General features: G+C 61.6%; 5 protein-coding genes and 1 pseudogene. 2 read left to right on the top strand and 4 right to left on the bottom strand.

Annotated elements, in window-relative coordinates:
* The coding region (locus H0V34_08545) for a Uma2 family endonuclease (GenBank protein MBA2491733.1) at positions 1-480 on the bottom strand (480 nt) is incomplete at its 3' end.
* 198 nt (positions 481-678) lie between these two features.
* Here H0V34_08545 and H0V34_08540 point away from each other — a divergent pair.
* Together H0V34_08540 and H0V34_08535 are read left to right on the top strand one after the other, a co-directional pair.
* Positions 679-1,989, top strand: coding sequence for an MFS transporter (locus H0V34_08540; GenBank protein MBA2491732.1), 1,311 nt, complete (start codon positions 679-681; stop codon positions 1,987-1,989).
* Positions 1,990-1,998: 9 nt separating this feature from the next.
* On the top strand, positions 1,999-2,223 hold the full coding sequence (locus H0V34_08535; GenBank protein ID MBA2491731.1) for a DUF2970 domain-containing protein: 225 nt from the start codon (positions 1,999-2,001) through the stop codon (positions 2,221-2,223).
* Positions 2,224-2,239: 16 nt separating this feature from the next.
* Here the strand turns inward: H0V34_08535 and H0V34_08530 are convergent, their stop codons facing one another.
* The 3 genes and pseudogenes from H0V34_08530 to H0V34_08520 all read right to left on the bottom strand — a co-directional run bounded on the left by H0V34_08530 (position 2,240) and on the right by H0V34_08520 (position 4,556).
* Complete coding sequence (locus tag H0V34_08530) at positions 2,240-3,010, bottom strand: TolC family protein (protein ID MBA2491730.1); 771 nt, start codon at positions 3,008-3,010, stop codon at positions 2,240-2,242.
* Positions 2,971-3,435 carry a hypothetical protein gene (locus tag H0V34_08525; protein MBA2491729.1) on the bottom strand — a complete coding sequence of 155 codons (465 nt, stop codon included), beginning with the start codon at positions 3,433-3,435 and terminating at the stop codon, positions 2,971-2,973. The genes H0V34_08530 and H0V34_08525 overlap by 40 nt, the downstream gene beginning before the upstream one ends.
* Positions 3,428-4,556, bottom strand: a pseudogene (locus H0V34_08520) (efflux RND transporter permease subunit). Before H0V34_08520 ends, H0V34_08525 begins: the two are co-directional and overlap by 8 nt.
* Between the last annotated feature and the right edge of the window lie 161 nt (positions 4,557-4,717).

Raw genomic sequence — 4,717 nt, 5'->3', positions numbered from 1 at the left:
TTCCTGCGTTTCAAGCTTGTAGACAATCAGGATCCGGTCTATCGGATGCACCAGCCAGTATTCCTTGACGCCGTGGCGCTGGTACAGTTCGCGCTTTCTGATCTGGTCTTTGGCGGCGGTGCCGGGCGAGAGGACTTCGATGATCCAGTCGGGGGCCCCGCGGCAGCCGGGGTCGTCGAGTTTACTCGCGTCACAAATTACCGAGATGTCGGGTTGCACGACTGTATCTATCTCGGCATCCGCCTCGCCCGCGCGCGGCAAACGCACATCGAACGGGGCCGTGTACACCCGGCAGGAATGAGCGCGCAGGAAATTGGCGATCTGGCGCGATAGCTCCATCACAACATCTTGGTGCCTTCGCGTGGGCGCGGTACTCATGTTGTACGCCTGACCGTCGATCAGCTCCCAGCGCTCGTCGTCCGGCCACGCGCAGTAGTCCTGATAAGTGTAACGGCCATGTTTCAGTGCATGAGACGACATGAGTTCACCGTAACTGCGCGATTGAACGCCCGCCTGTTAGAGTACATTGGTAGCTTTTATGATAACCCAAGGCTGGTACCAATTACTGCGCGATTGACCTCCTGCCTGTCTGAGCCAGTGGCCCACGAACAAAAGTTATTTCTTGCCGCGCGTGGAATGCAATTGTGCATGAGAACCGTGTAGTAAGCTCAATGACATATGGCCGCTGAGGAACGCAAGAACGAGTTTACGGCGAACAGGCGAGAAATTCTCGCCTGGGCCAGCTACGACTGGGCCAACTCCGCGTACGCGACCGTGGTCATGGCCGGTTTCTTTCCAATATTTTTTCGTGAGTTCTGGAGCGCGGGGCAGGCCAGCACAGCCATTACCCTGCATCTGGGAATGTCCACTTCGATAGCGAGCGTGTTCGTGATCGCGACGTTGCCGTTGCTGGGCGCGATCGCGGATGTAGCCGGCTGGCGTTGGCGTTTTCTGCTTGTCTTCGCCGCGTTGGGCATGATCGCCACCTTCGGCCTGTTCTGGATAGCCGCGGGCGAGTGGCTGTTGGCCGCCACGGTGTATGCGCTCGCCACCATCGGCTTTGCCGGCGCGAATGCCTTTTACGATTCGTTGCTGATCGGTGTCGCGCCGCGGGAGCGATACGACGCCGTCTCCGCGCTGGGATACGCGCTGGGTTATCTCGGCGGCGGGCTCTTGTTCGCCCTCTGCGTGTTGATGTACAGCTTCCCGGATGTGTTCGGATTCGAAGATGGCGCGCAGGTGGTGCGGGTGTCGTTCCTGTTAACGGCGATGTGGTGGTGTTTGTTTTCGCTGCCGCTGATGATCTTTGTGCGCGAGCCGGCACACATGGGACGCGCGGGCGCCGGTGGCAGCCTGCGAGCGGGTATGCGCCGGCTTGCCGCTACGCTCAAGAACATTCGCGAGCTGCGCATGGTCGCGCTGTTTCTGGTGGCCTACTGGTGTTATATCGACGGCGTGGATACAGTGGTGCTGCTGGCGGTCGATTATGGCAAGGCTCTGGGCTTCGAGACGGGCGATCTGATCCTCGCGCTGCTGCTGGTGCAGTTTGTGGGCTTCCCCGCGACCATCGCGTTCGGCTTTCTCGGACAAAGGCTCGGCACCAAGGCCGGCATTCTGATCGCCATCGGTGTGTATATTCTGGTGCTGTGCTGGGGCGCGACGATCGATGCCGCCTGGGAGTTTTATGTGCTGGCCGCGTCGATTGGACTGGTGCAGGGCGGTATTCAGTCCTTGAGCCGCGCTTATTACGCGCGTCTGATTCCACCCGAAAAGGCCGCGGAGCTGTTCGGTTTTTATAATATGCTGGGTAAATTCGCGGCGATCGTCGGCCCTGTGATGGTCGGCTGGACCGGCGTGCTGACCGGCAGCCACCGGCTGGGCATTCTTTCACTGCTGGTGCTGTTTATCGCCGGCGCGATCGTGTTGATGTTCGTCGACGGCCCAGAAGCTTCGACGCGCGCGGCAGCTGCCGGTGCCACGACCGAGTGAATAATTACGATGGAACCTGCTTCCATGAATGAACAACCCAAACCCGGTCTCTTGCGAGTCTTCAAGAGCGTAGGCGCGGCCTACTTCGGTGTACAGAGCGAAAAGAATCGCGCGCGCGATTTCACGCCCGGCAATCCGGCGCATTTTATCGTCGCGGGGCTGATCGCAACGGTCCTGTTCGTGCTGTTTCTGTGGGGCATGGTGCACCTGATCCTGTATCTGGCCGGTGCTTAGTAGAAGTCCCGGATAGTCAAAACGCGGACGACGTTTCAGGGCCGCGCGTTGACGGTTGACTGACGAGTATGCCGCTGAGGTTTTGCTCACTGAGCAATTCCGAGCGCAGTGCCTCGGCGCGTGCTCTGTTAATGTCCGGGCCAGCCCTCGGATCGCGCGCGCGTTCCACGTCGGCCTCGATACGTCTGAAGTAGAGCAGCGGCGTCAGCAGCGAACCACTGGCGCTCCAGCTCTCCGATGAATCGTCGAACAGATCGCCGATTTGCACCGCCTGAAAGCCGACCAGCGCCCCCAGATTCAGGCGCGGAAAATACTGCGCCTTGGTCGCGCCGATATTTGCGTTGGCCGCCATCAGCGCGGCTTCGGACGCGCGTATGTCAGGACGTCGCTCGATCAGGCTGGAGGGCAGGACGCTCGGCATGCGCGCGGGCAGGCTTAAGCCCGCCAGTACACCGCGCGGTACGCGCCGCGCCTGGATAATCTCCCGTGCGCTGTCGCCGACCAGCACGGACAGTGCGCTTTCCAGGTCGCGAACCTGTTGCCTGAGCGGTGGCAACTCGGCGCGCACGCTCTCCAGTCCCGCCTGCGCCTGCCTGAAACTCAACTGATCGGCAGCGCCGTTTTCGTAACGCGCGCGCTCCAGCGAAAACCCGCGTTCGCGTGAACTCACGGTGCGCAGCGCGATCGTCAGCTGTTGCTCGGCACCGAGCAGCCGGAAATACGTAGTGACGACATCGGTAATCACCATCAACCCGACCGCGTCGCGCGCGAAAATCGACTGGAACAACGATCCGCGCGCCGATTCCTCGAGGCGGTCCAGCCGGCCCATAGATCGACTTCGTAATCGAGCGCGCCGGCGATGGAGAACAAATTAAACGTGCCGCCGCTTGGCGTTCCGAATCCGCCGGCGCCCCGATCCTGAGCGCCACGGATCTCGCTCACCCGTTCGCGCGCGGCGTCAATCTGTAAATCCACCGTCGGAAACTGCTCGGCCTGCGCGAAACCCAGCCGCGCGCGCGTCTCGCGCACCCGCGCGATCTCCGGGTCCTCGAAATAGCCCCACCAGCCGGACAGCTCGGCGCGCTCCCGCGCGGTGAGCAGCACCTCGTCGTTCCACTGCGCGGGTAAATCCAGCGCGGGGCGACGATAATCCGGTCCTACGGCGCAGGCGCCAAGACTGATCGTAATGAGCGCGGTGACCCATTTAAGCATGCTTCATCTCTCCTTCGGGCTCAGACTTGCAACGTGGCAGGCGAGAACCGAATCCCTCGATCAGTGTATAAAACAGCGGTATGAACAGAGGCGCGAGCAAGGTCGCCGCCAGCATGCCGCCAATCAGGCCGGTGCCTATTGATTGACGGCTGGCCGCACCCGCGCCGGTGCTCAAGGCCAGCGGCACGCAAGCCAGGATAAAGGTCAGCGAGGTCATGACGATTGTCCGAAAGCGCAGGCGCGCCGCCTCGATCGCCGCTTCCATTGCCGTGCGGCCGGCCTGGCGCGCAGCACCGCGAACTCGACGATAAGGATTGCGTTCTTGGCGGCCAGACCGATCAGCACGATCAGGCCGACCTGAAAGTAAAGATCGTTCTGCAGGCCGCGCAGCAGCACGGCGAGCGCGGCGCCGAACACGGCGAATGGAACGGCTGTGATCACCGCGAGCGGCAGCGACCAGCGCTCGTATTGCGCCGCCAAGATCAGGAAAACCATAATCAGGCCGAAGATAAACGCGATTTGTGCTGTTCCGCCAGTCGCTTGCTCCTGATAGGCAGCGCCCGTCCACGCGAGCCGATAACTTTCGCCCAGCGTGTCCGCCGCGACCTCCTCCATGGCCGCGATTGCCTGGCCGGAACTATAGCCGGGCGCCGGATTGCCGATGATCTTGCTCGCGGTGAACACGTTGAAACGCTCGACGATGTCGGGTCCCGCGCGCGCGTAACCATGACCAGCGAGCTCAAGGGGATCATGCGACCGTCGCTGGAGCGCACGTAGACGCTATCCAGGTCGTCCGGCTGATCACGAAAGCTGGGTTCCGACTGGATGTTGACCTGGAAATTGCGACCGAGCAAGGTGAAGTCGTTGACGTCGAGCGCCCCGAAGGTCGCCTGCATCGTGGCAAAGACTTCGTTGATGGGCACGTTGAGCGCCATGGCCTTTTCCCTGTCCAGATCCGCGTGGTAGCGCGAAATGTCGGTGTTGAGCGTCGCCTGCACGTCGGCCAGTTCCGGACGCTCGTCGGCGGCCGTTGCCAGCGCTTGCGCGGTCTCCATGATCGCCTGCGGTGGGGCGCCGGAGCGGTTCTGCAAATAGGCCTCGAAACCGCCGGTGGTGGACATGCCGGTAATTGGCGGCGGATTGAAGGCGACCACGTTAGTTGTTTAGTCCCGGAATGTGCTGGTACGGATCGAGTTTGAATCGTTGTGGTTCTTGCGTCCGGATTTTGTTGACGTATTCGTAGGGTGTGAGTCCCCGCAGGGTCTTGAGCCTGCGGGCGTGA

The sequence above is a fragment of the Gammaproteobacteria bacterium genome (assembly GCA_013696315.1).
Lineage (GTDB): Bacteria > Pseudomonadota > Gammaproteobacteria > JACCYU01 > JACCYU01 > JACCYU01.
This window is presented reverse-complemented; position numbering and strand designations above follow the sequence as displayed.

What these genes read in the sequence shown, in the direction of transcription:
- H0V34_08535 (MBA2491731.1), top strand. Translation starts at nt 1,999, where the DNA reads ATGGAACCTGCTTCCATGAATGAACAACCCAAACCCGGTCTCTTGCGA.
- H0V34_08540 (MBA2491732.1), top strand. Translation starts at nt 679, where the DNA reads ATGGCCGCTGAGGAACGCAAGAACGAGTTTACGGCGAACAGGCGAGAA.
- H0V34_08525 (MBA2491729.1), bottom strand. Translation starts at nt 3,435, where the DNA reads ATGCTTAAATGGGTCACCGCGCTCATTACGATCAGTCTTGGCGCCTGC.